The sequence below is a fragment of the Bacillota bacterium genome (assembly GCA_036504675.1).
GTDB lineage: Bacteria > Bacillota > Sulfobacillia > JAJYWN01 > JAJZPE01 > DASXUT01.
The window spans coordinates 1-3,416 of sequence record DASXUT010000109.1 but is presented as its reverse complement, the minus strand read 5'-3'; the positions used below and the strand labels follow the sequence as shown (position 1 = coordinate 3,416).

4 protein-coding genes are annotated in these 3,416 nt (G+C 63.6%); 2 read left to right on the top strand and 2 right to left on the bottom strand.

The genetic code is table 11. The features are described from left to right. Both VGL40_08090 and VGL40_08085 read right to left on the bottom strand, forming a co-directional pair. A partial coding sequence (locus VGL40_08090; protein HEY3315215.1) for a 4Fe-4S dicluster domain-containing protein occupies window positions 1-189 on the bottom strand: 189 nt, incomplete at its 3' end. 37 nt (window positions 190-226) lie between these two features. Beyond that, window positions 227-1,606, bottom strand: coding sequence for an APC family permease (locus VGL40_08085; GenBank protein HEY3315214.1), 1,380 nt, complete (start codon window positions 1,604-1,606; stop codon window positions 227-229). 580 nt (window positions 1,607-2,186) lie between these two features. On the opposite strand from VGL40_08085, the gene VGL40_08080 reads away from it, so the two are divergent. Then, window positions 2,187-2,417, top strand: a complete 231-nt coding sequence (locus VGL40_08080; protein HEY3315213.1) for an acetate--CoA ligase family protein — start codon at window positions 2,187-2,189, stop codon at window positions 2,415-2,417. A gap of 46 nt (window positions 2,418-2,463) precedes the next feature. Further along, window positions 2,464-3,416 (top strand): glycine/betaine/sarcosine/D-proline family reductase selenoprotein B (locus tag VGL40_08075; protein HEY3315212.1); only part of this gene is annotated, 953 nt, incomplete at its 3' end.

Below are 3,416 nucleotides of genomic sequence, written 5' to 3'. Positions count from 1 at the left end.
TTCCTGAACACACGGATGGTCGTCGCAACGTCGGCAGAGTGCGGCCGCGGGCGCTCCGGGCCAAGCCGATGTGATCCGAATCCCCGACTTGCCGCGGTTGAACACCTGTAGATGGACGAAGGAGCACATTAGCTCACACGTCCGGCACTCCGTGCATAGCTTCGGGTCAAAGGCCAACTGGGTCGACAAGGATATCACCTTCTTCCCTCTCGCAGGGGCGGGCCGCTCAGGCCGCCCCTGATTTCATACCCTTCGAGCCTGTCTTAACGTCGGCGAAACCACCCGCGGCCCAGCGGATCAGGAAGTAGGCCAGGCCGATGGCGTACCACCAGGCGGAGAGGGCCACCCCCTGGTGTTGAAGCTGCGAGATGCTGAAGACGACGGTCAGCAGGGCGATGATCTGCAGGGCATAGCCGCCGGGCGCGGTGAAGGCGGCCCTGACGTCCTTGCGGTAAAGCCGTGAGCTGATGACCGAAACGACGATGATCACCACCAGGACGGCGAAGGTCGTCGAACCCGTGTTGATGATCTGGGAGGTGAAGTTGGGGAAGCAGGCGATGATGGCGGCGGCGGCCGACGCCAGGGTCAAAGAGACGAGCGGGGTCTTGGTTTTCGGATGGACATAGGCAAAGGCCTTCGGCAAGAGACCAGACCGACCCATGGCCATCATCGTCCGACCCGCGTCCATGATCATCACCAGCATGGTGGTGATGATCGCCAGGAGGGCCCCTAGCGACACGAGGGCCGACAGCCAACTGGGCAACTGAGCCACGGCGATGGCGAAGTGAAGCGGGGCGTAGTACCCGAAGCTGCCGGCCGTCACCTGACTCACCGGCAGAATGGCGTAAGTCACGAGAAGGGTCACGGCGTAGCCGATGATGACCGTCACCATCGACCAGCCCATCGCTCGGGGAATCGTTCGCTTGGCGTCCCGGATCTCCTCCGCCGCGCTGGCCACGGCGATGACCGAGCCATAGGCGAGCATGGCGATGGGGATGGAAGCGGCGAACCCGGAGCTTCCCATGGTGCCCGAGAAGAATGGCGTCAGGTTGGCCGCGCTGCCGTGCGGCGCCGCCACGATGATGTAGATCAAGACGATCAGACCGAGGCCGCCGGTCATGATCAGGTTCGATATACCCATGATCGAGACGCCGAACGCATTCAACAGGTAGACGAAGGCAACCCCCAGGAACCCCATGGGTACGACGTATTTGCCCAGGGCTGGGATGATGCCTCCGAGGTACTGGGCGACGAAGATGGCTCCGAAGGCGGTGCCGAGAATCGTCACATTGATCCACGACCACGCCGCCAGCCAGCCGCCGAGTTGGCGGATCACGGGGTTGGACCCCAGCGATTCGGACGGGTAGACGTAGATCCCCCCGGCGCGGGGAAACTTCGTGGCCATCTCGGCCACGTTCAGGGCATAGACAAGGACGATAAGGCCGGCCAGGATCCAGGAGAGCACGGCCGCGGGTCCGGCCATGGAGAAGGTCACGCCGGAAAGAGAAAAGATGGCCATGCCCACCATGCCGCCGACGGCGATGGCGAAGCACTCCCAAAACCCGAGAGCCCCGGACCTGAGTTCGGTGGACGTCTTATCTTCCATCTGGCTCAAACTCCAACGCCTCCCTTAGTGCTGAAGTACTCCTGAGACAGCCACGAACGCGCCGAGACATCCCCAAACACGTCATTCAGGCCGAGACGCCGTCAAAGCGACTACCGTCTCGCAACCCTTCCAGTCCACCTCCTTCAGGCGGCCCGCCAGCATGACGCCTACCAGCCGCCTGTTTGCACTATGAGAAATACCATTTCAATAAGACCAAAGGAGAGTTCGTTGGTGTTCCCCGCTCTCCCTGCCTTGGTGAGGAAGAAATCTTCTCCCGCCAGATCCCCTGAAAACCTTATCCGCGGCAGACTAGCCCAAGCCCAAGGCCGCTCTGCCCGAAAAATGATTCAGTCGTCCGGGCGCTTCAAGCAGGAGTAGCGTGGAGCGAAGAGAATAGTGTATTGCGAAATAGCATTTTGTAAGATGCAACCACACACACGCCGGGCCCGAAACCCGCAGCGCAAAGCGGCACCATCGCCCACTTCTTTGAGCGCGTCCGAGACGGCTAACCTGATTCACAGGGCCGGGATCGAGGGGCGGAACCTTCTCGAGCCTGAGGCCTATCGGGTGTTTCAGGACTATGGGATTGCGGTGCCTCCCCGCCGCCGTGGCGGCGGCCGAAGAGGCCGGATTCCCGGTGGTGATGAAGGTCGTTTCCCGGGATGTTAGCCACAGGAGCGACGTGGGCGGTACCTCAACCCGGTGGTGGTCAGGGAGAATGGGGCAACCGTCCTCGACGCTCGGGTGGTCGCCACCGTTGAACAGCGAAGAGGGCCGTGGCCGGGTCGACAGAAGCCTTCCCGTCACGTAAAGCAGAATCGGCGGGCGGAGACAGAGGGACGAAAGGGGATTGATCCATGGCTCCGGGCATCAAGGTAGTCCACTATCTGAACCAATTCTTCTTCGGCCTGGGAGGGGAGGAGAAAGCCGGGGTCGGCGTGAGCAAGGTCGCCGGTCCGGTCGGGCCGGGCTTGGCCCTGCAGGCCGCCCTGGGCTCCAGGGGCCGGATCACGGCCACCGTCGCCTGTGGCGACAACTACTTCCAGGAGAATGAAGGAAAGGCCGTCGCCGAGATAATCGAGGCGATAGGGGCCGAAGCCCCCGACGTGGTCGTCGCCGGGCCCGCTTTCAACGCCGGCCGCTATGGGCTGGCCTGCGCGGCCGTCTGCCTGGCGGCCAAGAAGGAGCTTGGGATTCCCGCGGTGACCGCCATGTCCCCCGACAACCCGGCCGTTCAGATATACGTCCAGAACGTGATCATGGCTCCCACGACGACCTCGGCCGCCGGAATGAAGCAGGCCGCGGCCCAACTCGCCGAGTTGACCGTCAAGCTCGCCGGCGGTCAGCGCCTGGGGGCGGCCGAGACCGAGGGGTACATCCCGACCGGGCACCGCTACAACGAGTATCGTTCGGAGAGCGCGGCGGCCAGGGTGGTCGAGATGCTCCACCGCAAGCTCGCCGGCGAACCCTTCGTTAGCGAGATCCCTCTGCGGGGGTTCGAGAAGGTCCCTCCGGCCCCTCCGGTTCGAGACCTCGCCAAGGCGACCATCGCCCTGGTGACCGGAGGCGGGATCGTCCCGAAGGGCAATCCGGACCAGCTGAAACAGGCCTTCTCGACGACCTACGGGGCCTACGACATCAGCCACGCCGACCGCCTGGAGCCGATCGGGTTCATCGGCATCCACGGGGGTTACGACTGCTCGTGGGCCAACGACGACCCTAACCGGGTGGTCCCCCTGGATGAACTGCGGGCGATGGAAAAGGAAGGCCGGATCGGCCGGGTGTACGAGCGGTTCTTCACGACCAGCGG